Origin of the sequence: Pseudonocardia petroleophila (assembly GCF_014235185.1) — a bacterium.
Taxonomy (GTDB): Bacteria; Actinomycetota; Actinomycetes; order Mycobacteriales; family Pseudonocardiaceae; genus Pseudonocardia; species Pseudonocardia petroleophila.
The window spans coordinates 5026585-5050170 of record NZ_CP060131.1; the positions used below are offsets into that span (position 1 = coordinate 5026585).

Below are 23586 nucleotides of genomic sequence, written 5' to 3' on the forward strand. Positions count from 1 at the left end.
GCACCCGCCCCACCACGGAGGACCCCATGACCCCGATCCCCGGCGCCCTGCGCGCCCGCCGCCTCGCCGGCACCGCGACCGCGCTGATCGGCGCCGTCGTCCTCACCGCGTGCGGCGGCGCCGCCCCGGTCACCGGCGACGACGGCCGGATCGCCCTGACGATGGCCACCGTCGCGTCCGACTCCTGCGCGCAGGGGTTCTTCGGCGTCGACCAGGGCATCTTCGCCGCCCACGGCATCGACGTGACGCTGAACGTCGTCGCCGGCGTGCCCGAGCTCGCCGCCGCCGTCACCTCCGGCCAGGCCAACGTCGCCTGCAGCGCGCCCACCGCCATCGCCAGCGGCGTGAGCCAGGGCCTGCCGTTCACCATGATCGCCCCCGGCATCGCCTACACGCGCGACAACCCGGGGTCGAACCTCGTCGTCCCGGCCGGCAGCCCCATCGGCGACGTGGCCGACCTGGCCGGTACGACCGTCGCGGTGAACGCGCTCAACACCCTGCCGCACCTGGCGAGTCGGGCGATGCTGCAGGACTCCGGCGTCGACCCGGAGAGCGTCACGTTCGTCAACCTCCCCTTCCCCAACATCGCCCAGGCGATGGAGACCGGGCAGGTGCAGAGCGGGCTGCTGCAGTCGCCCTTCACCGAGAACGCGGAGGCCGCGGGCGGCCGGAAGATCGCCAGCCCGTACGACTTCGTCAACGGCGGTGAGCCGTTCGTCTACACGGTGTGGTTCGGCACGACCGAGTTCGCCGGGCAGAACCCCGAGGCGGTCGCACAGCTCCGCGAGGCGATGGCCGAGGTGAGCGAGTGGGCCAACGACCCCGCCAACGCCGACGCTCGCCGCGCCAGCCTCGCCGCGGCCACCGGCCAGACCGCGGCCACCGCGAGCACCGCCCCGCTGTCGAACTACGGCACCGAGCTCACCCCGGAGCTGATCCAGAGCCAGCTCGACCTGCAGGTGCGCTTCGGCACGCTGCCCGAGCCGGTCGACGCCGCCACCCTGATCGCCACGGGCACGTCGTGACCGTCGCGCCAGCCGCACCGGGCCGGGCAGGGACCCGCCCGGGTGCGGTGGCCACCGGGCGCCTGCGCGGGGTCAACCTGCGCGGGGCCGCGTTCGTCGTCGGGCTGGTGCTCGTAGGCGAGGCCGGCACGGTCCTGCTGGGCTCGCGGTTCTTCCCGCGGCCCAGCCAGGTGGCCGTGGCGCTGGTCGAGCAGTTCGCCGACGGCCGGCTCACGGCCGCGCTGATCGGCACCCTGGCCAGCGTCGCCGCCGGGCTCGCGATCGCGACCGTCGTCGGCGTCACGCTCGGGCTCCTGCTCGGCAGCTCGCAGTGGCTCTACGCCACCTTCCGCTGGGTGATCGAGTTCCTGCGCCCGCTGCCCTCGGTGTCGCTGGTGCCGTTCGCGATCCTGCTGCTCGGCGTCGGCCCCGTCACCACGACCGCCGCCGCGGCGTACGCGGCGCTGTGGCCGGTGCTGTTCAACACCTACTACGGGGTGCGCGACGTGAACCCGGTCGCGATCGACAGCGCCCGCACGTTCGGGCTGAGCCGTGCGGAGGTCCTGCGCCGGGTCGTGCTGCCGCTGGCCCTGCCCGGGGTCCTCACCGGGATCCGGGTGGCCTCGGCGATCGCGCTCGTCCTGGTCATCACCGTCGAGCTGCTCACCGCGGCGGGCGGCGTCGGCTACTTCATCTCGTTCATGCAGTCCGCGATCCGCGTGCCGGAGATGTACGCGGGGGTGCTCGTCGTGGGCGTGCTCGGCTACCTGATCGCCCTGGGCGTGCAGGCGCTGGAACGCGGGCTGCTGTTCTGGAACCGTCCTGGAGGCGAGCGATGACCACCACCACGCCCACACGGCGGGCGCGGCCCGCGCGCAACGGCTCGACCGTCCCTGGCTGGGTGTCCGCCGTCCTGCCCGTCGTGCTGCTCGCGCTCTGGGAGCTGGCCGGACGGGTCGGCGGCAGCGTCTACCTGCCGCCGCTGTCGCGGGTGCTGGGCCGCTTCGCCCGCGACTGGTTCCCCGACGTCGTCGTGCACGACCTGCTGCCGAGCCTCGCCCGGTTCGCGGCGGGGTTCGTCCTCGCCGCGGCGGTCGGGATCGTGCTCGGCCTGGCCATCGGCACGTTCCGCACGCTCGACGACTACCTCCGCCCGACGCTGGAGTTCCTCCGCGCCCTGCCCGCCGTGGCGATCCTGCCGGTCGCGGTGTTCGTGCTCGGGCTCGGCAACGCCATGCGGATCGCCGTCATCGTGTTCGGGGTGGTGTTCCCGGTGCTGGTCAACGCCACCGCCGGGGCGCGCTCGGTGCGCCCGGAGCGGGTCGACGCCGCCCGCATGTTCGGGCTGTCGCGCGTCGACATCGCCCGCCGGGTCGTGCTGCCCTCGGCCCTGCCGATGATCTCGGCCGGGCTGCGGGTCGCGCTGCCGATCGCCCTGATCATGACCGTGGTGTCGGAGCTGGTCGGCGGGCAGAACGGTCTCGGCTTCTACCTGACCTCGCACCAGCAGATGTTCGACATCCCGGCGATGTTCACCGCGGTGATCGTGCTCGGCGTGCTGGGCAACCTGCTCAACGCTGCGTACTCGGCCGCCGAGGACCGGGTGCTGCACTGGGCCCGCCACGCCTGAGGGCGGCCTCAGCCCGGGCCGGGCAGCCCCAGGTAGGCGAGCGCGTTGGCGGTGAGGTCGACGCCCGGCGGGAGCACCGCTGCGCTCCGCGCCCGCTCGACCGACGCGATCGACAGCGCCATCTGGTCGGGGAAGAACGGGGCGTCGCTGCCCAGCAGCAGGCGGCCGGGGCCGAAGCGGTGCACGAGCAGGCGCAGGTGCTCGTCGTCGAAGACGAGGGTGTCGGCGTAGAGCAGGCGGACCAGCTCGTCCCGGCGCGCCGGGTCCCCCGTGACGCCCCCGCGGGCGGCGGCCACGCGCAGCCGCGGGTAGGCCCACGGGAACGCGCCGCAGCCGTGGGCCAGGGCCACCCGCAGGTCCGGGTGCCGCTCCAGCACCCCGCCGAACACGAGAGCGCCCGCCGCGAGCGCGGTGTCGGCGAGCATGCCCAGCCCCAGGTCGTAGGGCGGGCCGGTGCGGCGCAGGACGCCGCGTCCCTCGTCGACGGGGTGGACGAGCACCGCGCTGCCGGTGGCGGCGAGCGCGGCCCACACGGGGTCGAGCGACGGGTCGTCGAGGTCGCGCTCCCCCACCCGCGTGCCGATCTCGACGCCGAGCAGGCCCGCGGCGCGGCTGCGGTCGAGCTCGGCGACCGCGGCGCGGGCGTCGTGCAGCGGCAGGCAGGCCAGCCGAGCAGCCGGCCCCCGGACGCGGCGCAGGCCGCCACGATCGCGTCGTTCCGGGCGCGGGCGTACGCGGGGTCCCCGACCGCGTGCTCCATCGCCACCGGGACCGGCGAGACCACCTGGTGGGTCACCCCGGCGAGGTCCATCTCGGCGAGGCGGCGCGGGACGTCCCACAGCGTGGCGGTGACGCGGCGGAACAGCGCGTCGCCGCGCAGGATCCGGCCGCCGTCCCCGTCGTCGATCACCAGGTGCGGCGCCGACGGGGGGCCGCCCGGGTCCATGTGGTGGGCGTGGACGTCGATCGTCGCGGGGGTGGGGACCGTCATCCCGCGATCGTCCCGCGGGGGCGGACCCGGTGCGGACCCGGCGTCGGGACGACCGGGGCGCACGAGAACGGGCGGCCCCGTGGCGGGACCGCCCGTTCCGGTCGGGTCAGGAGGACTGCTCGGTGAACGGCGTCTCCAGCGGCGCGACGCCCGCGGAGGTCTCGTACGGGTTGGCGTAGGGCAGGGGCTCGTCGTTGCCCGGGGTGACGGTGTCGAACACGCCGTCGAGGTTCGTGTCGTCGAAGACGACGTCGGCCAGGCCGTCGCCGTCGGCCGCCACCGCGATGACGTCGGCGGTGAACTCGCCGTCGCCGGGGGTGTTGTCGAACGCGGCGACGTCGTCGTAGAAGTCGCCGTCGACGTCGGTCAGGACGGCGTCGATCTCGCCGTCGCCGTTCGAGTCGATCTGGGTGGTCTCGGTGTAGCCGTCGCCGTCGAGGTCGACGTACTCCTGCGTCGAGGCGCCGGGCTCGGCGGGCAGGTCGAAGTCGGGCTCGGGGGTCGGCTCGGGGACGAAGCTCTCGGACATCGGGTCCTCCAGGGGCGGGCTGCGGTGGGCTGTCATGGAACAGGACGCCGTACGGGCCGCCGGTGTTACACCGCACCCCCGAGGAGTTCGTGTCCGCAGGAGGCCGGGCGTCAGCCGACCCGCATCGGCAGTGATCCCCACGCCCGCATCGTGTTGTTGTGGTGGCGCCGGGTCGGGCCCGCGATCTCGATCGTCGCGACGCGGCGGGCGAGTGCGTCGAGCAGGCACTCCGCCTCCAGCCGCGCGACGTGCTGCCCGACGCACTGGTGGATCCCGAAGCCGAAGCCGAGGTGGCCCGACGGGTCGCGGGACAGGTCGAAGGCCTCCGGGTCGGTCCAGCGGCGGGGGTCGTGGTTGGCCGAGGCCAGGAACATGAGGATCTTCTTCCCGTCCGGGATCACCGCGTCGCCCACACGGACGTCGGTGGTGGCGGTGCGGAAGAACGTCTGCACCGGCGAGCCCCAGCGGATCGCCTCGTCGAACGCCACGCGGGCGAGCTGCGGCTCGGCGCGCAGGCGCCGCCAATGCTCGGGGTGCGTCGCGAACGCGTGCAGCACGGTGGCGAGGGCCTGCACGGTGGTGTCGACGCCCGCGGAGAGCAGGGAGCGCACGACGAGCGGCGCCTGCTCCGCGGTGATCTCCCCGCGGTCGGCCGCGGCCCAGATCCGGGCGCCGAAGCCGTCGGGGGCGAGGACGTCGCGGGCGCACTGCGCGTTCACCCACGCCCCCAGCTCGGGCGCCCGGTGCGCGGCGGCGGCGACGAGGTCGTTGTGCGGGCCGAAGGCGTTGAACAGGAAGTCGCCGTAGGGCAGCAGGTTCTCGCGCCCCTCGTCGGGGATGCCGACGGCGTCGGGGAAGACCCGCAGCGGGAACGCCTCGGCGAGCTTGGGCACGGCGTCGAACTCGTCGCCCGCGGCGAGCAGGGCGTCGACGAGCTCGTCGGCGACCGCGCTCCACCGCTCGCGCAGCCGGCGCAGCTCGCGCGGTGCGAGGATCCCGGCCAGCACGCGGCGCGGGGCGTCGTGCCGGGGCGGGTCGGACTCCAGCAGCAGGCTCGGCGGGCGCCACGGCGGCTCGGTGCGGAAGTTCGACAGCCCGACACCCGCCCCGGACTGGAAGCCCTGCCAGTCGCGCAGCGCCGCGTGGACGTGCTCGTAGCGGCCCATCGCGTAGACGTCGTAGCGGCTCAGGTGCACGACCGGGCCGGCGTCGCGCAGGTCGGCGTGGAACGGCAGCGGGTCCTCGAGGACCTCGGGGCCGAACGGGTCGGCGTCGCTGGTCGGGAGCAGGGTGGCGGTCACGGGATCTCCTACAGGTCGAGCACGAGTCGGTCGGAGCACGAGCGCGAGACGCACAGGAACATGCAGTCGCCCGCCGCCCGCTCGTCGTCGCGCAGCAGCGAGTCGCGGTGGTCGGGCGTCCCCTCCAGCACCTCGGTCTCGCAGGTGCCGCAGGTGCCCTGGCGGCACGACGACAGGACGTCGACCCCGGCGTCGCGCACGGCGTCGAGGACCGTCCGGTCCGGTCCCACCGAGACGGTGGCGCCGGTGCGGGCGAGTACGACGTCGAACGGCCGGTCGCGGACGGGCGCGCCCTGCTCCCGCGCGACGAACCGCTCGGTGCGCAGCGCGTGCTCGGGCCACCCGGCGCACGCCGACTCCACCGCGTCGAGCAGCGGGCCGGGGCCGCAGCAGTAGACCGCGACGCCCTCGCGCGGCTCGCCCAGCCAGCGCGGCAGGTCGAGGCGGCCGTGGCGGTCCTCGGGGAGCACGTGCACCCGGTCGCCGTGGGACTCCAGCTCGTCGAGGAACGCCATCGACCCGCGGCGCCGGCCGCCGTAGACCAGCGTCCAGTCCGCGCCGAGCAGGTCGGCCTGGCGGACCATCGGCAGCAGCGGCGTGATCCCGATGCCGCCCGCGACGAACAGGTAGCGCTCCGAGGGCACGAGCGGGAAGTTGTTGCGCGGGCCGCCGACGCCGACGACGTCGCCGACCGCGAGCACGTCGTGCACGTAGGCGGACCCGCCGCGCCCGGCCGGTTCGCGGAGCACCCCGACGCGGTAGGTGCGGGCGTCGAACCGGTCGCCGCACAGGGAGTACTGCCGGGTCGTGCCGTCGGGCAGGTGGAGGTCGATGTGCGCGCCCGGCGTCCAGTCCGCCAACCGCGCGCCGCCCGGGTGGGCGAGGGTCAGGACGACCACGCCGTCGGCGGCGACGTCCTTCGCCGTCACGCGGAGCGCGTCACCCGCCCGCGTCGCGTCTGCAGCCGTCACGAGCACCTCCGCGTCGATGGAGGTCGAGGATCGCGTGCCCGACCGCCCCCGCGGGGGCGGCTCTCACTCAGTGAGAGGCAGGCTCCGGGAGATCCCGCGCGCCGCCGCCCGCAGGACGGGCACCACGGCCCGCCCGGAGTCGTCGTTGGGCACGACGGCCGCGAGCGCCGCGACGACCCGCCGCGCCCCGTCGGCGACGGGGACGGCGACGCCGAGCGCGTCGTCGTGGATGTGGCCGGGGCACAGGACGAACCCGTCGCGGCGGACGTCGGCCAGCGTCCGGCGCAACCGGTCCGCGGTGGTGATCGTCTGCGCGGTGTAGCGGCGCAGCGGCCCGGCCAGCACCGACTCCTGCACGTCGTGCGGGGCGTGGGCGAGCAGCACCAGCCCCGACGACGACGCGTGCAGCGGCAGCCGGCCCGCGATCCGGGTGTAGTTGATCACCGAGCCGGGCGCGCTGAGCCGCTCGACGAACAGGACCTCGCTGCCGTCGCGCACGCCGAGCTGGACGTGGTGCCCGACGACGGCGTGCAGGTCCTCCAGGAACGGCATGGCGGCGTCGCGCAGCGACAGCGTCGGCGACGCGCGCATCGCCAGCTCCCACAGCCGGACGCCGACCCGGACCCGCCGGTCCGGGTCACGGGCCAGCAGCCCGTGCTCGACGAGCTCGGCGACCAGCCGCGACGCCGTGGCCAGGTGCAGGCCCGACCGGGCGGCGATGTCGGAGACCCGCAGGGTCCGGTCGTCCGGGCCGAACGCGTCGAGGATCCGGACGGCGCGCGTGAGCACCGACTCGCCGGGCCCCGACCGCCGACCCTGCACCGGCGTCAGCGGCCCTGGTAGGTCGCCCGGCCCGGCCCGTCGGCCAGGAAGGACGCCACCGCACCCCGCAGGTCGTCGGTGCCGAACAGCGGGCCCGACACCGCGGGCAGCACCGCGTCGGCCGCGCGCACCCCGTCGCGCACCGCGGTGGTGACGAGCGTCTTCGTGGCCGCGTGCGCCACCGTGGGGCCGGCCGTGATCCGCTGCGTGAACTCCCGCGCCGCCGCGGCGAAGCCGTCGTCGGGCAGCACCCGGTTCACCACGCCCCACTCCCGCAGCACCGACGCCGGGTAGCGCTCGCCGGTGAACACCAGCTCCTTCGCCCGGGCGGGGCCGGCCCGCTCGGCGAGGCGCTGCGGCCCGCCCATCGACGGGGTGAGCCCGACGACGATCTCCACCAGCCCGAACGACGCCCCCTCGGCGGCCAGCAGCAGGTCGCAGGCCAGCGCGATCTCGAAGGCCGCGGTCAGGGTCAGCCCGTGCGCGGCGAAGACGGTGGGGACCGGCAGCTCCTCGATCGTCTGCGCGACCCGGATCAGCCGGGCCCACAGGGCGGTGCCCCGTCCGACCGGGTCCGGGCCCTCCGCGATCTCGCCGAACGCCTGCACCTGCACCCCGGCGGAGACGACCTTGCCGCGGGCCTCGACCAGCACGCCGCGGGCCCGGTCGGGCCGGCCCGGTGCCGTCAGCCCGACCAGCTGCGCGACGGCGTCCTCGAACCCCGCGAACACGCTCTCGTCGAACAGGTTGAGCGGGGGGCGGTCCAGGACGACGACGGCGAGGTCGCCGTCGCGCTCGATCCGGACCGGGGCGGTGTCGGGGGTGCTCATGCCCGGATCCTCCCCGACGCGCCCTCAGCGCGCGGGCCGGACCGTCCCGGTCACCGCCCCGAAGGAGATCCGGCCCCCGCCCGCCCCCGGCGCGGTCGCGGAGATCGTCACCTCGTCGCCGTCGAGCAGGAACGTGCGCTCCTCCCCCGCCACGGTGACGGGCTCCCGCCCGCCCCAGGTCAGCTCGATGAACGCACCGCGCTGGTGCCGCTGCGGCCCGGAGACCGTGCCGGAGGCGAACAGGTCGCCGGTGCGCGCGGAGGCGCCGTTGACCGTGAGGTGGGCGAGCATCTGCGCCGGGGACCAGTACATCTCGCGGTACGGCGGCCGCGAGACCTCCTCGCCGTTCCACTCCACGACCATCTCGACGTCGAGCCCCCACGGCTCGCGGCCGCGCAGGTACGGCAGCGGTTCCGGATCCTGTGCCGGCAGTGGGACGCGCGCGTCGTGCAGCGCCGCGAGCGGCACCACCCACGGCGAGACCGACGTCGCGAAGCTCTTGCCCAGGTGCGGGCCGAGCGGCACGTACTCCCAGGCCTGCAGGTCGCGCGCCGACCAGTCGTTGACCAGGACCGCGCCGAAGACGTGGTCGGCGAACGCGTCGACGCCGATCCGCTCGCCCAGCCGGGACCCGGCCCCGACGACGAACCCGAACTCGGCCTCGATGTCGAGCCGGGCGCTCGGGCCGTAGGTCGGTGCGTCGTCGGCGGGCGCCCTGCGCTGCCCGCACGGCCGGACGATCTCCGTGCCGGAGACCACCACCGTGCCCGCGCGGCCGTGGTAGCCGACCGGGAGGTGCTTCCAGTTCGGCATGAGCGGCTCGGAGTCGGGCCGGAACAGCCGCCCGAGGTTCGTCGCGTGGTGCTCGGAGGCGTAGAAGTCGACGTAGTCGGCCACCTCGAACGGCAGGTGCAGCGCGACGGACCCCACCGGGTGCCGCGCCGACGCGGGGACGTGGCCGGCGAGGAGGTCGGTGAGCCGCGCCCGGACCTCCGCCCAGCGCGCGGGGCCCTGGGCGAGGAACGGGTTGAGCGACGGCGCGGCGAACACGTCGTCGTCCAGGACCGCGGCGACGTCGACGACCGCGTCCCCCAGCCGGACCCCGACGCGCGGCGCCGCGGACCCGACCGAGTAGACGCCGTAGGGCAGGTTGTCGAGCCCGAACCCCTCGGGATCGGCGATCACGCGGGGCCCCGTCCCGACCAGCTCCACGCGTAGGTCCCGTCGTCGACGGCCCGGCCGCCCTCGCCCAGCTCCAGAGGGCGGAACGTGTCGACCATGACGGCGAGCTCGTCGAAGTGCTCCGCGCCGATCGAGCGCTCCGTGGCGCCGGGCTGCGGGCCGTGGCTGTGCCCGCCGGGGTGCACGCTGATCGAGCCCTGCCCGATCCCGGAGCCCTTGCGGGCCTCGTAGTCGCCGCCGCAGTAGAACATGATCTCGTCGGAGTCGACGTTGGCGTGGTAGTAGGGCACCGGGATCGACAGCGGGTGGTAGTCGACCTTGCGCGGCACGAAGTTGCAGATCACGAAGTTGCCGCCCTCGAACACCTGGTGCGCGGGCGGCGGCTGGTGCACCCGGCCGGTGATCGGCTCGAAGTCGCCGATGTTGAACGTGTACGGGTAGAGGCAGCCGTCCCAGCCCACGACGTCGAACGGGTGCGTCGGCACGACGTAGCGGGTGCCGGTGATCCCGGAGCCCCCGCGGTGCTTGACCAGCACCTCCACGTCGGTGCCCTCGACGAGCAGCGGCCCGACGGGGCCGTGCAGGTCGCGCTCGCAGTACGGGGAGTGCTCCAGGAGCTGCCCGTAGCGCGAGAGGTAGCGCTTCGGCGGGGCGATGTGCGAGTTGGCCTCGATCGCGTAGAGCCGCAGCGGCTCGCTGCCCGTCGGCACCCAGCGGTGGGTGGTGGCGCGGGGCAGGACCACGTAGTCGCCCTGCCGCGCGTCGAGGGAGCCGAAGACCGTCTCGACGACCGCGGTGCCGGACTCGACGTACACGCACTCGTCGCCGACGGCGTTGCGGTAGAGCGGGCTCGCCTCCCCCGCCACGACGTAGGACAGCCGGACGTCGGTGTTGCCCAGGACGAGCCGGCGGCCGGTCACGGCGTCGAGGGCCTTCCACGCGTCGTCGTCGAACAGGTCGTGCAGCTTCAGGTGCCGCGGCACCAGCGGGGCGTTCGGCGTGGTGGTGAGGTCGCCGACGTCCCACACGGTGGCGTCGACGATCGCCGAGGGGATGCCGCGGTGGTAGAGCAGCGAGGAGTCCGAGGAGAACCCCTCCTCCCCCATCAGCTCCTCGTAGTACAGGCCGCCCTCGGGCGTGCGGTGCTGGGTGTGCCGCTTGGGCGGGATCTCACCGGCTCGCCTGTAGTGCGCCATCGTGGCTCTCCTCCTCCGGTGACGGGGTGTGCGCGACGGCGCGGTGCAGCGCCGCGGTGATCTGTCCTGCGGTCGGGTCGACGAGCACGGCGGCGACGTGCGCGTCCGGTCGGACGACCCACACCTCGCCCGGCCGCGCGGCCAGCGCCGCCCCGAGCGTGCCATCCGGGTCGACGTCGGGCAGGGCGAGCACGCGGACCGGGCCGCCGGCCCCCGCCACCGCGTCCGCGGGGCCCGGCCCGGCGTCGGCGGTGAGCAGCAGGAACCCGTCACGGGCCAGCGCCCGGATCCGCCCGCCCGGCACGGTGACCGGGGCGTCGGGCAGCAGGACGCCCGGACCCGCCGGCGGCACCTGTCCGCGGGGCGGGCGCCCGGTGAACGGCCGGTCGGCGCTCGGCGTGGTCAACGGCGAGTCGACGTACCAGAACGGCTCCGCCAGCCGGCCCGAGTCGACACGGGCCCGGACCGCGGGATCGGCCGCCGCCCCGGCCAGCACCTCGGCGCGGTGCCGGGCCCTGGCCTCGTCCGGCGGGACCAGGAAGTCCATCGTCGCGGTGGTGACGGCGATGTTCTCCCGCGCCGCCGCGTGCCGCTCGTCGTGGTAGGTCTCCAGCAGGTGCTCCGGCGCCCAGCCGTGCCCGACGTAGGCGATCTTCCAGGCCGCGTTCTCGGCGTCGGCGACGCCGGAGTTGAGCCCGCGAGCCCCGAACGGCGACACCAGGTGCGCGGCGTCCCCGGCGATGAGGACGCGGCCGCAGCGCATCCGGTCGACGCAGCGGGAGTGGAACCGGTACACCGACTTCCAGACGATCGTGTAGTCGACGTCGCCGACGATCCGCCGGATCCGCGTGTCCAGTGCGCCGGACGCGACCTCGGCGTCGAGGTCGTAGTCGGCCGGGACCTGCCAGTCGATCCGGAACGTCGAGTCCGGGCAGGGGTGGATCAGCACCTGCCGCCCGGGGTTCCAGGACGGGTCGAAGTGGAACCGGCGCTCGGTGGCCCACGCGGGGAGGTCGGCGCGGATGTCGCAGATGAGGAACCGGTCGTCGAAGGTGTGGCCGTCGAACGCGACGCCCAGCAGGGCACGCAGCTCCTCGCTCCGGGCCCCGCCGCAGGCGACCAGGTAGGGCGCGCGGACCTCGGCGCCGCCGGCGCAGCGCAGCGTCACGCCGTCGGCGTCCTGGTCGACGTGGACCACGTCGTGGTCCCAGCGCAGGTCGACGAGCGGTTCCCGGGCGATGGCCTCGTCGAGGATCTCCTCGGTGCGGGTCTGGGAGAGGTTGACGAACGGCGGGAACGCCGGGCTCCCGGGCTCGGCGAAGGCGTAGCTGAACAGCTCGGCGTCGCGGTGGAAGGTGCGCGCGGTCGTCCAGGTGACGCCCTCGTCGGCGATCCGGCGGCCGACGCCGACGGACTCCCAGACGTCGAGGACGTCGCGCTGCTGGCAGATCGCCTTGGACCCGACGGCGTCGCGCCGGGCGCGCCGGTCGAGCACGACGGTCGGCACGCCCCGGCGGGCCAGCAGCAGGGCGGTGGTCTGCCCGACCGGGCCCGCGCCGAGGACGGCGACGGGCGGGTGGGGCCAGGTCGGGATGGTCATGATCGTCAGCCCTGCAGCTGCGCCCAGACCTCCTGGTCGCGTTCGGCGGTCCAGATGACGGGCCGCTCCACGCCGGCGAGCTCGTCCCAGACGCGGGAGACGTCGAACGGGAGGCAGTGCTCGAAGATCGGCCAGCTGCCGTAGTCGTCGACCAGGGCCGCGTGGGTGGCCTCGAAGGCCTCCTTCAGCGTGCCGCCGCGCCCCTGCACGGCGCCGACCTCGCGCAGCAGGACGTCGAGGAAGCCGCGGGTCTTCGCGATCGCCGCGTCGACCTCCGCGCGTCCCCGGCTCACGTCCCCGCGTCCGCCGACGAGCTGCTCGGCGCCCAGTGCCGCGACCCGGTCCAGCGTGCCGGTGGTCCACTCCCGGTGGAACGCGTCGCCGGTGTAGAGCGCGGCCTCGGCCTCCACCAGGTCGCCCGCGAAGAGGATCCGGTGCCGGGGCAGCCATGCGGTGATGTCGCCCTCGGTGTGGCCGCGGCCGTGGTGCTGCAGGACCAGCTCACCGCGGTCGCCGCCGAGGTCGATGGTGAGCCGGTCGGAGAACGTCAGCGTGGGCCAGGTCAGGCCGGGTACGGAGTCGGCCCCGTCGGCCAGGCGCGGCATCCGCGCGAACTCGCTCGCCCAGTCCTGCTTCCCGCGCTCCGCCACGAGCGCGCGCGTGTTCTCGTGCGCGACGATCACCTCGGCGTCGAACGCGCTGGCCCCCAGCACGCGGACCGCGTGGTAGTGGCTCAGCACGAGGTAGCGGACCGGCTTGTCGGTGTGGGTGCGCAGGGTCGCGAGCCACTTCGCCGCCGCGACCGGCGTGGCGAGCGCCTCGAAGCAGACCAGGAAGTCCTCCCCCTCGATCGCCCCGATGTTCGGGTCGCCCTCGGCGGTGAGGGCGTAGACGCCGTCGGCGAGGACCTCGAGGGTCTGCTCCTTGGCCGCGGTGTCGGCGGACGAGGCGAACGGCTTGGCCATGTCTTCCTCCGATATGATCAAAGCTTTGATTAATCAGGGATGCTAGCGCGGCGCACGCTCCCGCACCAGGGGTCGCCGGGGCCGGCGACCCGCTCGACGGGGCAGCCACCGGGCTGCGCGCGGCGCCCACCACCGTCGACGGCACCGGGAGGGCCGACCGCCTTCCCCGACGGGACGGCGACGGTCGCCGGCGCGGGCGAGCGCGGCACGGGCGCGCCGGCGATCGGGATCGCGCACCGGCTCACCCCGGCCGACGGCGCGGCCTGGTGGTGCACGCCGGAGGAGCCGGTGGCCGCGGGCGGGCGCCTGCTCACGCCTCCGGGGCGGGGTGCGAGGTCAGATAGCCGCCCATGCGCGTGAAGTACTCGACGCCGGTGAGCTCGGTGCCATCGTCGAGGCGCAGGCGGTCGATGCGCAGGCCCGGGTTGCGGCCGCGCCGGGCGTCGGCCCCCGCCACGACGACGACCCCCTGGCCGTCGCGGATGAAGATCCGGCCCGGCGTGCCGCCGTACGGCGTCGCGGTGACGCCCGCGCGCAGGATCCGCAGCCGTCGCGCGCCGTGGAAGCAGTAGGCGTTGGGGTACGGGTCAACCTGGGCGCGCACGAGGTTGAACAGCTCCCGGGCGCTCCAGCCGAAGTCGATCCGGTTCTCCTCCTCGGTGCGGCGGTGGAAGTAGGAGGCCGCGCGGCGGTCCTGGGGCGCCCAGTCGGTGCGGCCGGACCCGATCAGCTCCAGCGCGTCGACGGTGATCGGGCCGAACATCGCGAGCGTCCGGTCGAACAGGTCGACGACCGTGTCGTCGTCGGTGATCGCCGTGGACCGCTGCAGCACGACGTCGCCCGCGTCGAACTCGGCGTTCATCATGTGTGCGGTGACGCCGACCTCGGGCTCGTCGTTGATCAGCGCCCAGTTCAGCGGCGCGAAGCCCGCGTAGGCGGGCAGCAGGGCGTCGTGGACGTTGAGGGTGCCCAGCCGCGGGATCGTGAAGACCTCCGGCGGCAGCCACGTCCGCCAGTTCGACACGACCATGACGTCGGCATCGGCGGCGGCGATCGCGGCCCGGACCTCGTCGTCGACCGCCCGGTCGCGGACCAGCACCGGGATGCGGTGCTCAGCGGCGAGCTCGGCCACCGACTCGTTGAAGATCTTCTCGTAGGCGTTGTCGCTGTCCTGGTGGGTCACGATCAACGGCACCTCGTGCCCCGCGGCGAGCACCGCCTCGATGGTCCGGCGGCCCCAGGTCATGTACCCGAACGCGACGACGCGCATCGCCATCCCCTCCTCGACAACAGTGAGGAGAGGCTAACCGAAATGCGCACCGCCATCCGTGCGAGTCGGCGCGCCACCCGCAGCATCATCGGGCAACCCGGGCGTCGGCGCCGGATGGATCGTCGGGCGCGAGCCCGTCGACCGGGATCAGAACGGCGGGGCGTCGTCCGCGTGTTCGGCCGTCGAGGCCCAGTCGAGGGCGACCCTCCGGCTCCGCCCCGGACGCCGGGGTGGCGGATCGGGTTCGGGCCGGTAGTCGAAGGGCTCGCTGACGTAGGTGTGCCCGGTGGGGGTGGTCCACTCCAGGGTGCCGTCGGGGTGCTGCACGACGGTCCATCCCGGTGAGTGCTTCTCGTGGTGGTGCAGGGTGCAGCCGTGGGTGAGGTTGTGCTCCGCGGTGGGGCCGTGCGGGAACGGGACGGTGTGATCGAGCTCGGAGTCGAGGGCGCGGCGGCGGCACAGGGGTGACCTGCAGTGCACGTCGCGGGCGCGGACGAAGTCGGTGAGTGCGGCGGGTGGGCGGTAGGTGGTGCGGCCGTGGTCGAGAAGGGCACCGGACAGGGGGTCGGTGACGAGGCGTTTCCAGACCGCGTCGGCCGCGATGCGGCGGGCGAGGTCGGCGGGGATCGGCCCGTACCCGGCGAGCTCGCACGGCTGGTGCTCGGCGCCGGTCAGCGTCGAGAACGGGACGACGACGTGGACCAGCGGCTTGCCGGGATTGACCGGGGCCACCCGCAGAGCGGGTCCCGCACCACCCGCCGGCACCGGAGCGACCTCCCCCTCCCGCGGCCCGTCGCCGTCCGCGCCGGCGGACGGGTCGACATCGAGGTCGGGTTCGGCGACGGCGACGCGGCCGGTGAGCAGCCCGACGAGCAGGTCGGCACGGCGGGCGTCCATGCCGCGGGGGTCGTCGGTGCCGAGGCCGCGGGCCAGGCGGGTGAGCCACTGGTGGGCGGCGAGGGCGTCGGGCGCGGCGAGCAGGGCCCACAGCGAGGCCATGCCCTCGTCCTCGGCGCCGACGACCACGCGACGGTCGCGGCGGGCCCGGGCGTGCCGCTCGTTCGCCCCCTCGGGGTCGATCGCGATCACGGCCCGGCGCAGCGCGGCGACGAGCTGGGCGCGGCTCTGGCGGGCCGCGGCGGGCAGGACCCGGTCCTGGACCCGGACAGCGGCGTCCTCGAACAGGGGATGCGTGGCGTCGCAGATGGCGCGGACCTTGCTGCCGTCGATCTCCCCGGCCTCGTGCGCCGCGAGGGTGGCGGTGAGGGTTTCGGTGAGCCGGCGGGCCTGGGCGAGCCGGGCACCCGCGGTGGACCGGGAGATCGACAGGGCCAGTGCGATCTCGTCGGGGGCCCACCGGCTGATCGCCTCGGGGCCGGTGGTGCTGTCGCGGGGATCGGCGGGACGGCGGCGGGCGAACTCGGCGAGAAGGCGGGCCTGGCGGGCCGCGGCCCAGGAGGCGATCCGGTCGAGGTCGGCGACGGCGTCGACGAGCGAGCGGTCGTCGAGCAGGGCGGGGTCGTCCGTGGCGGCGTCGAGCTCGAGGGCGAGCCAGCCCGACGGGCCGGGCCGACCGGCGGCGACGATGGCGCCGAACGTGTCCTCGGGCGACGGCCACGCGGCGGCGTTCGCGACCGATCGGGAGACCGGGGCGGTCTCCGCGGGACACTCGGTATCGAACATGCGTTCGATTCTACCCCTCGTCCCGATGCGGGTCAACGGCCCGGAGCGGGGTGCGCCACGCCCCGGCGGATGCCGTGCTCGTCGCGGCGCGCGGCACCGACCGCGAGGGGTCCGCGCCGCGACCGGCAGCGCCAGCCCCGTTCGCACGTGGTTTCGACGCGGTCGCCGGACGCGACCCCCGGCAACCCACCCACCACCCGCCGTTCCGGCCCCCGCACTCGCGCCGGGCCGACCCTCCGCGGGCGCGGCGTCGGGCGGGAACGCGGGGCCAACGGCGCCGGGCAGGTCCGCCACCCGGGGCCCGGCACCGGCCCGCCCCACTTACCCGGCCGCCACCATCCCCCGGTGCATCACGCGGTCGCCCACCACACCGAAGTGGTCGGCGCGGTGCAGCACGCACGCGTTGTCCCACATCACGACGTCCCCGGGCGACCACTCGTGGCGCAGGACGTTGTCCTCGGCCGTGGAGTGCGCGTAGAGGAGGTCGACGAGCTCGCGCGCCCGCGCGGGCGCCACGCCGCTGATGGCCGCGCACCGCTGCGGCGTGGACAGGTACAGCGCGGTGCGCCGGGAGCGGGGGTGCTCGCGGAACACCGGGTGCTCGGCGGAGGTCTCGGCGTCGTCGGGGAGGTCGAGACCGGTCACGACGTGGGTGACGGTCCGCCCGGCGAGCTCATCGCGCAGGTCGGACGGCAGCGTGTCGTACGCGCGGTACTGGTTGGTGAACTGGGTGGCCCCGCCCGCCGACGGCACCTCCACCGCCCGCAGCGCCGTGAAGGCCGGGGGCCGGCGCACGTAGCTGGTGTCGACGTGGAACGAGCTGCGCGGCGGCGTCGTCCGCCCGACGTTGCTCACCACGTTGAGGTCGGGGAACCCGGGTACCGCCGTCTCCCCGACGGTGAAGGTCAGCTCGCCGAAGCGGCGCAGGAATGCCACGAATGCGGCGTCGTCGACGTCCTGTCCGGGTAGCACGAGAACGCCGTGCTCGGCCAGCAGAATGGCGAGCCGGCCCGCGATGTCGGGGTCGACGTCGCGAATCGACAGATCCGTGATGGTGGCGCCGACGGGATGGTGCACGACGATTTCCACCGGCCGACGCTAACAGGACCGGGCCCGGTCCGCGCGCCGATCCTCCGGGTCGCTGACCCGCCGGACCCCGGGTACCTTCGATGGCGTGCCCGCCAGAGGGCACCCCACACGGGACCGTCCCCGCACCCGGCACCGGATGCGGGCGGAGGGTCCCGGAAATGCGCGGCCCGCCCCCGGGGCGATGCCGCCATTCCCTTTCCGGGCGTCCGGACACCATTCCGCCGCGTCCGTTGTTCGTGCGCACCGCCCACCCGAGAAGCAGGAGTCCACCGTGTCCGCAGTTCTGTTCGGTTCCATCGGAACGCTCGCCGAGACCTCGGAGATCCAGCGCGAGGCGTTCAACGACGCGTTCCGGGCCCACGGGCTCGACTGGCACTGGGAGCGCGCCGACTACCTCGCCATGCTGCGGGAGTCCGGCGGCCGCGACCGGATCGCCGGCTACGCGGCCCAGCAGGGCACCGAGGTCGACGCCGACGCGGTGCACCGCTCGAAGTCGCAGGCCTTCCAGAAGCTCCTCGCGACCTCCGGCCTCACCCCGCGCCCTGGCGTGGTCGACACGATCGCCGCCGCCCGCGACGCCGGGGTGAAGGTCGGCCTCGTCACCACGACCTCGCGCGAGAACATCGACGCCCTGCTCGACGTGCTCGGTCCCGACGTGCGCCGGGCCGACTTCGACGTCGTGGTCGACACCTCCGAGGTGTCCGCGCCCAAGCCGGACGCCGCCGCCTACGTCCACGCCCTCGACGCCCTGGGCGAGCGGGCGGGCGACTGCGTGGCGATCGAGGACAACGGCGACGGCGTCACCGCGGCGGCGGCGGCCGGGGTCCCGTGCGTCGCGTTCCCCGGCGCGAACACCGCCGACCACGGCTTCTCCGACGCCCGCAGCGTCGTCGACCGCCTCGACCCCGCCGACCTGCTCCCCGGCCGCTGACCCGACAGCCCGGACGACCCCGACACCCCGGACGACGAGGAACACCCATGGGCAACGTGCACGCCACCTACACCGCGACCGACCGGTCCTTCCACGTCGAGGGACACGAGAAGATCGACTTCAACCTGACCTACGTCGACGGGGTGTTCGCCGTCGAGAACCCGGAGCTGGCCGACTGCTACCGCGGGTTCGGCCGCTGCCTGATGGTCGTCGACGGGGTCGTCCACGACCTCTACGGCGACCGGATCGCCGCGTACTTCGCCCACCACGGGATCGCGCTGACGGTGCACCCGGTGCGCATCCGCGAGGTCGACAAGACGCTGCGCACGCTCGAGGACATCGTCGACTCCTTCTCCGCGTTCGGGCTGGTCCGCGGGGAGCCCGTGCTCGTCGTCGGCGGCGGGCTGACGACCGACGTCACCGGGTTCGCGTGCGCCACCTACCGCCGCCGCACCGACTACATCCGCATCCCGACCACCCTGATCGGGCTCGTCGACGCGAGCGTGTCGATCAAGGTGGCGGTCAACCACGGCAAGGCCAAGAACCGCCTCGGCGACTACCACGCCTCGCAGGACGTGCTGCTGGACTTCTCGTTCCTGGGCACGCTGCCCGAGGACCAGGTGCGCAACGGGATGGCCGAGCTGATCAAGATCGCGGTGGTGGGCCACGCCGGGATCTTCGACCGCCTGGAGAAGTACGGCGAGGACCTCCTCGCCACCCGGTTCGGCCACCGCGACGGCACGCCCGAGCTGCGCCAGCTGGCCGACGAGCTGACCTACGACGCGATCGACGCCATGCTCGCGCTCGAGGTCCCGAACCTGCACGAGCTCGACCTCGACCGCGTGATCGCCTACGGCCACACGTGGAGCCCGACCCTGGAGCTGACGCCGGACCCTCCGCTGTTCCACGGGCACGCGATCAGCATCGACATGGCGTTCTCCGCGACGCTCGCGCACCTGCGCGGCTACCTCTCCGCGGGCGAGCGGGACCGGATCCTGGGTCTGATGAGCCGGCTCGGCCTGGCGATCGACAGCCCGCACCTCACCGCGGAGCTGCTCGTCTCGGCCACGGAGTCGATCGTCCAGACCCGGGGCGGGCAGCAGCGCGCGGCCGTGCCGCGCCCGATCGGCGAGTGCTTCTTCGTCAACGACCTCACCTCCGACGAGCTGACGGCGGCGCTGGCCGAGCACCGCCGGACGTGCGCGGCGTACCCGCGCGCGGGGGACGGCGTCGACATGGTGACGGGGGGCGCGGCGTGACCGGCGGCACGGCGACCGGGGACGCCGCCGTGACCACCCCGGTGCGCCCCGCCCGCCCGGTCACCCCGGCGGGCATCCTCGCCCACGAGCTCGACGAGCTCAGCCGCCTGCTCGACGACACCGTGCACCCCGCCACGGCCGCGCGCCTGCGGCGGGCCGCCGCGCTCGCGACCGGGCTCGACCCCTACGTCGGCCGGTGCACCACCCCGGAGTCCCCCGCCCTCGCCGCGCTCGCGCAGCGGACCCGCGAGCGCGACTGGGACGGGCGCCGCGGCGACGGCGTGGTGGTCGCGCTCGAGCAGGAGATGCTCTCCGGGCACGTCGAGGGGCAGCTGCTGCGGTTCCTGGTGCACGCGACCCGCGCGCGCCGGGTGCTGGAGATCGGCATGTTCACCGGCTACTCCGCGCTCGCGATGGCCGAGGCGCTCCCCGCCGACGGCGAGCTCGTGGCCTGCGAGATCGACGCCGACGTCGCGCGGCTCGCCCGGGAGTGCTTCGCCGCGTCCCCGAGCGGGGGCCGGATCTCGGTGCGGGTCGCCCCGGCCCTGGACACCCTGCGCGAGCTGGCCGCGGAGGGAGCGCGGTTCGACCTCGTGTTCGTCGACGCCGACAAGGCCGGGTACGCGGACTACCTCGACGCGCTGCTGGGCCCCGGCACCGACGACTCCGGCCTGCTCGCCCCCGGCGGCATCGTCGCGGTCGACAACACGCTGATGCAGGGCGAGCCCTGGCTGCCCGGTCCGCGGACGGGCAACGGGGACGCGATCGCGGCGTTCAACCTCTCGGTCGCCCGCGACGCCCGGGTGGAGCAGGTGCTGCTCCCGGTGCGCGACGGCCTGACGCTGATCCGGCGGGTGTGACGTGGCGGCCCGCAGCTGGAAGGCGGTGCCCCGCACCGTCGGCACGCTGGCGCTGCTGACGTCGGCGCTGCCGTTCAACCTGGCCCTCACCACCGTCGCGCTGCTGCGCTCGGCCGTGGCCGGCCGGCCCCGCCCGGCCACGGCCGCCGCACCGCGCACGATCCTGGTCAGCGGCGGGAAGATGACCAAGGCGCTGCAGCTCGCCCGGACCTTCCACCGCGCCGGGCACCGCGTGGTGCTCGTCGAGTCGAGCCGCTACCGCCTCACCGGGCACCGGTTCTCCCGTGACGTCGACCGGTTCCGGATCGTGCCGCCGCCGCAGTCGCCGGGCTACGCGGCCGCGCTGCTGCGGATCGTGAAGGAGGAGCAGGTCGACGTCTACGTTCCGGTCTGCAGCCCCGTCGCGAGCCGGCACGACGCCGACGCGAAGGAGGTGCTGGCCGGGCACTGCGAGGTGGTGCACCTCGACCCGGACACCCTGCGCACCGTCGACGACAAGGACGGGTTCGCGCGGCTCGCCGCGTCGCTGGGCCTCGACGTGCCCGACACCCACCGCATCACCGACGCCGGCCAGGTCGCCGCGTTCGACTTCGCCGCGGCCCCCGGCGACACCTACGTCCTCAAGAGCATCGCCTACGACCCGGTGCACCGCCTCGACCTGACCCCGCTGCCCCGGCCCACCGCCGCGGAGACCGCCGCGTTCGCCGCGTCGAAGCCGATCTCCGAGGCGAACCCGTGGATCCTGCAGGAGTTCGTGCGCGGCGAGGAGTTCTGCACCCACAGCACCGTGCGCGACGGCCGGCAGCGGGTGTACGGGTGCTGCGCGTCCTCGGCGTTCCAGCTCAACTACGCGATGGTCGACGAGCCCGCGGTCGCGGAGTGGGTGCGGCGGTTCGTCGCCCCGCTGGGCACCGGGCAGGTCTCGCTCGACCTGATCCGGACCGACGACGGGCGCGTCTACGGCATCGAGTGCAACCCGCGCACGCACTCGGCGATCACGATGTTCGACGGCCACCCGGGGCTCGCCGACGCCTACCTCACCGACGGCACGGAGCAGATCGAGCCGCTGCCCTCGAGCCGCCCGACCTACTGGCTCTACCACGAGCTGTGGCGGATGCTCAGCCGCCCGGCCTCGGCCCCGGAGCGGCTGCGGGTGATCGCCCGCGGCCGGGACGCGATCTTCGACTGGTCCGACCCGCTGCCCTTCCTCATGGTCCACCACCTGCAGATCCCGTGGCTGCTGGTGGGCAACCTGGTGCGGCTCAAGGACTGGATCCGGATCGACTTCAACATCGGCAAGCTCGTCGAGCCGGCGGGCGACTGACCGTGCCGCTCCACGTCCTGCACCTGGTCGGCTCGGCCGTCGACGACGGGTTCGCCGACCTGTCGCGCCTCTACGCGCGCGGCGCCCTGCAGGCCCTCGCCGACCCGGACCGCTACCGGCACTCGGTCGCCCACGTCGCCCCCGACGGCCGGTGGCGCTTCCCCGCCGACCTGGAGCGGGGGTCGATCGCCGCGGCCGCCCCGCTGGCGCCCGGCGCCGCGGTCGCGCACCTCGCCGGTCTCGGGGTCGACCTGGCGCTGCCGCAGATGTTCTGCCGCCCCGGCATGACGTCCTACCGCGCCCTGTTCGACGTGCTGGGCATCCCGTTCCTGGGCAACACCGCCGAGGTGATGGCGCTGGCCGCGCACAAGGGCCGGGCGAAGGCGGTCGTCGCCGCGGCCGGGGTCGCGGTGCCCGCCGGCGAGCTGCTGCGGCCCGGGGACCGCCCGGGCGTCGCCGTCCCCGCCGTCGTGAAGCCGGTGGACGCCGACAACTCCGACGGCGTCACGCTCGTGCGCGACCCGGCGGGGTTCGACGCCGCGCTCGCCGGGGCGTTCGCCCACTCCGGGGAGGTGCTCGTCGAGACCTACGTGGAGCTCGGCCGCGAGGTCCGGTGCGGCGTCGTCGTGCGCGACGGCGAGCTGGTCTGCCTGCCGCTGGAGGAGTACGCGCTGGACCGCGTGCGCACCCGTGCCGACAAGCTCGCCCGCGACCCGGACGGCGAGCTGTACCTGGTCGCCAAGGACGCCACCCGGTCCTGGATCGTCGACCCCGCAGACCCGGTCACCGCGGCGGTCCACGACGCCGCGCTCCGGGCGTACGCCGCACTGGGCTGCCGGCACTACGGCCTGTTCGACTTCCGCGTCGACCCGGACGGGCGCCCGTGGTTCCTGGAGGCCGGGCCGTACTGCTCCTACGCCCCGACGAGCGTGGTCGCGGTGATGGCGCGGGCGGCGGGGATCGAGCCGGCCGAGCTGTTCGCGGCCGGAGTCGCGGAGGCGCTCAGCTGACCTGCGGGCGGCGGCGGAACAGCCCGCGCGCCTCCCGGCGGCGCTCCCGGGCAGCGAACGCCCGCTGGGGCAGCGACAACCGCCAGATCGAGCGGGTGGACTGCCAGAACTGCCGCGGGAACGGGCCGGTGGTGTAGGGCAGGTCGTACTTCTCGCACAGCGCGCGCACCCGCACCGCGATCTCCGGGTACCGGTTCGACGGCAGGTCCGGGAACAGGTGGTGCTCGATCTGGTAGCCGAGGTTGCCGGACATGACGTGCATCAGCGGCCCGCCGCGGAAGTTCGCCGAGCCCAGCAGCTGGCGCAGGTACCACTGGCCGCGGGTCTCGCCGTCGAGCTCCTCCTCGGCGAACACCTCGGCGCCGTCGGGGAAGTGCCCGCAGAAGATGATCGCGTAGGACCAGACGTTGCGGACCACGTTGGCGACGGCGTTCGCGGCCGCGGTGGACAGGAACGCGGGCCCGGTAAGTGCGGGGAACAGGACGTAGTCCTTGCTGATCTGGCGGGCCTGCTTGCGGCCGATCTCCGCGAGCTTGCGCCGGAACTCCGCGGGGTCCTCCAGGTTCGCCTTCACCAGCCCGTCGATGTCGAGGTCGTGCAGCGACACCCCGTACTCGAACAGCAGCATGAGCAGCACGTTGACCACCGGCTGCGTCAGGTAGTACGGGTGCCACGGCTGGTCCGGGCGCACCCGCAGGATCTCGTAGCCGACGTCCTTGTCCCGGCCGATCACGTTCGTGTACGTGTGGTGCAGGTAGTTGTGCGAGTGCCGCCACTGCGACGCCGGGCAGACGTTGTCCCACTCCCACGTCGACGAGTGGATCTCCGGATCGTTCATCCAGTCCCACTGGCCGTGCATGACGTTGTGGCCGATCTCCATGTTCTCCAGGATCTTGGCCACGGCCAGCAGCGCCGTGCCCGCCGCCCACAGCGGGGGCAGCCGCGAGCCGAACAGCACGACCCGCGCGGCCACGTTCAGCCGGCGCTGCACGGTGATCACCCGGCGGATGTAGTCGGCGTCGGCCTGGCCGCGCGACTCCTCCACGTCGGTCCGGACCGCGTCGAGCTCGCGCCCGATCGCCTCGACGTCGGCCTCGGTGAGGTGGGCGAACTCGCGGACGTCGGTGATGGCCATGGGG

Annotated in this window: 22 protein-coding genes; 8 read left to right on the forward strand and 14 right to left on the reverse strand. The window is 74.5% G+C overall.

All coding sequences use genetic code 11. The features are described 5' to 3' along the window. Nucleotides 1-26: 26 nt before the first annotated feature. From H6H00_RS24700 to H6H00_RS24710, 3 genes are read left to right on the forward strand one after another with little or no spacing between them, the layout of a single operon-like run. The gene (locus H6H00_RS24700; RefSeq protein WP_185718070.1) at nt 27-1025 is read left to right on the forward strand and encodes an ABC transporter substrate-binding protein; all 999 of its coding nucleotides are present in this window, start codon (nt 27-29) and stop codon (nt 1023-1025) included. Beyond that, complete coding sequence (locus tag H6H00_RS24705; RefSeq protein WP_185718071.1) at nt 1022-1843, forward strand: ABC transporter permease; 822 nt, start codon at nt 1022-1024, stop codon at nt 1841-1843. Before H6H00_RS24700 ends, H6H00_RS24705 begins: the two co-directional genes overlap by 4 nt. Beyond that, nucleotides 1840-2634, forward strand: coding sequence for an ABC transporter permease (locus H6H00_RS24710; RefSeq protein ID WP_185718072.1), 795 nt, complete (start codon nt 1840-1842; stop codon nt 2632-2634). The genes H6H00_RS24705 and H6H00_RS24710 overlap by 4 nt, the downstream gene beginning before the upstream one ends. An 8-nt stretch (nt 2635-2642) precedes the next feature. Here the strand turns inward: H6H00_RS24710 and H6H00_RS24715 are convergent, their stop codons facing one another. The 13 genes from H6H00_RS24715 to H6H00_RS24775 form a co-directional block, all read right to left on the reverse strand. Continuing rightward, nucleotides 2643-3473, reverse strand: a complete 831-nt coding sequence (locus tag H6H00_RS24715; RefSeq protein WP_185718073.1) for an amidohydrolase family protein — start codon at nt 3471-3473, stop codon at nt 2643-2645. A gap of 258 nt (nt 3474-3731) precedes the next feature. Further along, nucleotides 3732-4190, reverse strand: a complete 459-nt coding sequence (locus H6H00_RS24720) for a fimbrial protein (protein WP_185718074.1) — start codon at nt 4188-4190, stop codon at nt 3732-3734. A 74-nt stretch (nt 4191-4264) separates the two neighbouring features. Further along, nucleotides 4265-5455, reverse strand: coding sequence for a cytochrome P450 (locus H6H00_RS24725; RefSeq protein WP_185718075.1), 1191 nt, complete (start codon nt 5453-5455; stop codon nt 4265-4267). A gap of 8 nt (nt 5456-5463) precedes the next feature. Further along, on the reverse strand, nt 5464-6426 hold the full coding sequence (locus H6H00_RS24730) for a PDR/VanB family oxidoreductase (protein ID WP_221775655.1): 963 nt from the start codon (nt 6424-6426) through the stop codon (nt 5464-5466). Between the two features lie 63 nt (nt 6427-6489). Continuing rightward, complete coding sequence (locus tag H6H00_RS24735; RefSeq protein ID WP_185718077.1) at nt 6490-7248, reverse strand: IclR family transcriptional regulator; 759 nt, start codon at nt 7246-7248, stop codon at nt 6490-6492. Nucleotides 7249-7253: 5 nt separating this feature from the next. Beyond that, nucleotides 7254-8078: an enoyl-CoA hydratase/isomerase family protein gene (locus tag H6H00_RS24740; protein ID WP_185718078.1), complete on the reverse strand. Its 825-nt coding sequence runs from the start codon at nt 8076-8078 to the stop codon at nt 7254-7256. A 24-nt stretch (nt 8079-8102) separates the two neighbouring features. Then, a complete protein-coding gene (fahA, locus tag H6H00_RS24745; protein ID WP_185718079.1) occupies nt 8103-9263 on the reverse strand; it encodes a fumarylacetoacetase in 1161 nt (386 codons plus the stop codon). Continuing rightward, the gene (locus tag H6H00_RS24750) at nt 9260-10456 is read right to left on the reverse strand and encodes a homogentisate 1,2-dioxygenase (RefSeq protein ID WP_185718080.1); all 1197 of its coding nucleotides are present in this window, start codon (nt 10454-10456) and stop codon (nt 9260-9262) included. The genes fahA and H6H00_RS24750 overlap by 4 nt, the downstream gene beginning before the upstream one ends. Then, nucleotides 10431-12056: an FAD-dependent monooxygenase gene (locus H6H00_RS24755; RefSeq protein WP_185718081.1), complete on the reverse strand. Its 1626-nt coding sequence runs from the start codon at nt 12054-12056 to the stop codon at nt 10431-10433. Before H6H00_RS24755 ends, H6H00_RS24750 begins: the two co-directional genes overlap by 26 nt. A 5-nt stretch (nt 12057-12061) precedes the next feature. Beyond that, nucleotides 12062-13021, reverse strand: coding sequence for an MBL fold metallo-hydrolase (locus H6H00_RS24760; RefSeq protein ID WP_185718082.1), 960 nt, complete (start codon nt 13019-13021; stop codon nt 12062-12064). 310 nt (nt 13022-13331) lie between these two features. Beyond that, a complete protein-coding gene (locus H6H00_RS24765; protein ID WP_185722761.1) occupies nt 13332-14291 on the reverse strand; it encodes a methionyl-tRNA formyltransferase in 960 nt (319 codons plus the stop codon). Nucleotides 14292-14438: 147 nt separating this feature from the next. Then, complete coding sequence (locus tag H6H00_RS24770; RefSeq protein ID WP_185718083.1) at nt 14439-15974, reverse strand: HNH endonuclease signature motif containing protein; 1536 nt, start codon at nt 15972-15974, stop codon at nt 14439-14441. 321 nt (nt 15975-16295) lie between these two features. After that, a complete protein-coding gene (locus tag H6H00_RS24775) occupies nt 16296-17063 on the reverse strand; it encodes a TauD/TfdA dioxygenase family protein (protein WP_185718084.1) in 768 nt (255 codons plus the stop codon). 271 nt (nt 17064-17334) lie between these two features. Here H6H00_RS24775 and H6H00_RS24780 point away from each other — a divergent pair, with 271 nt between their 5' ends. Genes H6H00_RS24780 through H6H00_RS24800 form a run of 5 tightly spaced genes read left to right on the forward strand, consistent with a single transcriptional unit; the run spans nt 17335 to nt 22447 of the window. Next, nucleotides 17335-17994, forward strand: a complete 660-nt coding sequence (locus H6H00_RS24780) for an HAD-IA family hydrolase (protein ID WP_185718085.1) — start codon at nt 17335-17337, stop codon at nt 17992-17994. 47 nt (nt 17995-18041) lie between these two features. After that, nucleotides 18042-19253, forward strand: coding sequence for a sedoheptulose 7-phosphate cyclase (locus H6H00_RS24785; RefSeq protein WP_185718086.1), 1212 nt, complete (start codon nt 18042-18044; stop codon nt 19251-19253). Nucleotides 19254-19282: 29 nt separating this feature from the next. Then, nucleotides 19283-20113, forward strand: coding sequence for an O-methyltransferase (locus H6H00_RS24790; RefSeq protein ID WP_185718087.1), 831 nt, complete (start codon nt 19283-19285; stop codon nt 20111-20113). A 1-nt stretch (nt 20114) separates the two neighbouring features. Then, a complete protein-coding gene (locus H6H00_RS24795; protein WP_255425358.1) occupies nt 20115-21437 on the forward strand; it encodes an ATP-grasp domain-containing protein in 1323 nt (440 codons plus the stop codon). A gap of 2 nt (nt 21438-21439) precedes the next feature. After that, entirely contained in the window at nt 21440-22447 is a 1008-nt protein-coding gene (locus H6H00_RS24800) for a D-alanine--D-alanine ligase family protein (RefSeq protein ID WP_221775658.1), read from the forward strand. Here H6H00_RS24800 and H6H00_RS24805 read toward each other — a convergent pair. Further along, nucleotides 22440-23582, reverse strand: a complete 1143-nt coding sequence (locus H6H00_RS24805; RefSeq protein ID WP_185718088.1) for a fatty acid desaturase family protein — start codon at nt 23580-23582, stop codon at nt 22440-22442. The genes H6H00_RS24800 and H6H00_RS24805 overlap by 8 nt on opposite strands. Nucleotides 23583-23586 lie beyond the last annotated feature (4 nt).

Excerpts from the sequence above, each read along its gene's own strand:
- H6H00_RS24785 (WP_185718086.1), top strand. The coding sequence starts at position 18,042 with ATGGGCAACGTGCACGCCACCTACACCGCGACCGACCGGTCCTTCCAC.
- H6H00_RS24805 (WP_185718088.1), bottom strand. The coding sequence starts at position 23,582 with ATGGCCATCACCGACGTCCGCGAGTTCGCCCACCTCACCGAGGCCGAC.
- H6H00_RS24750 (WP_185718080.1), bottom strand. The coding sequence starts at position 10,456 with ATGGCGCACTACAGGCGAGCCGGTGAGATCCCGCCCAAGCGGCACACC.
- H6H00_RS24755 (WP_185718081.1), bottom strand. The coding sequence starts at position 12,056 with ATGACCATCCCGACCTGGCCCCACCCGCCCGTCGCCGTCCTCGGCGCG.
- H6H00_RS24720 (WP_185718074.1), bottom strand. The coding sequence starts at position 4,190 with ATGACAGCCCACCGCAGCCCGCCCCTGGAGGACCCGATGTCCGAGAGC.
- H6H00_RS24760 (WP_185718082.1), bottom strand. The coding sequence starts at position 13,021 with ATGGCCAAGCCGTTCGCCTCGTCCGCCGACACCGCGGCCAAGGAGCAG.
- H6H00_RS24770 (WP_185718083.1), bottom strand. The coding sequence starts at position 15,974 with ATGTTCGATACCGAGTGTCCCGCGGAGACCGCCCCGGTCTCCCGATCG.
- H6H00_RS24710 (WP_185718072.1), top strand. The coding sequence starts at position 1,840 with ATGACCACCACCACGCCCACACGGCGGGCGCGGCCCGCGCGCAACGGC.
- H6H00_RS24740 (WP_185718078.1), bottom strand. The coding sequence starts at position 8,078 with ATGAGCACCCCCGACACCGCCCCGGTCCGGATCGAGCGCGACGGCGAC.
- H6H00_RS24765 (WP_185722761.1), bottom strand. The coding sequence starts at position 14,291 with ATGCGCGTCGTCGCGTTCGGGTACATGACCTGGGGCCGCCGGACCATC.
- H6H00_RS24700 (WP_185718070.1), top strand. The coding sequence starts at position 27 with ATGACCCCGATCCCCGGCGCCCTGCGCGCCCGCCGCCTCGCCGGCACC.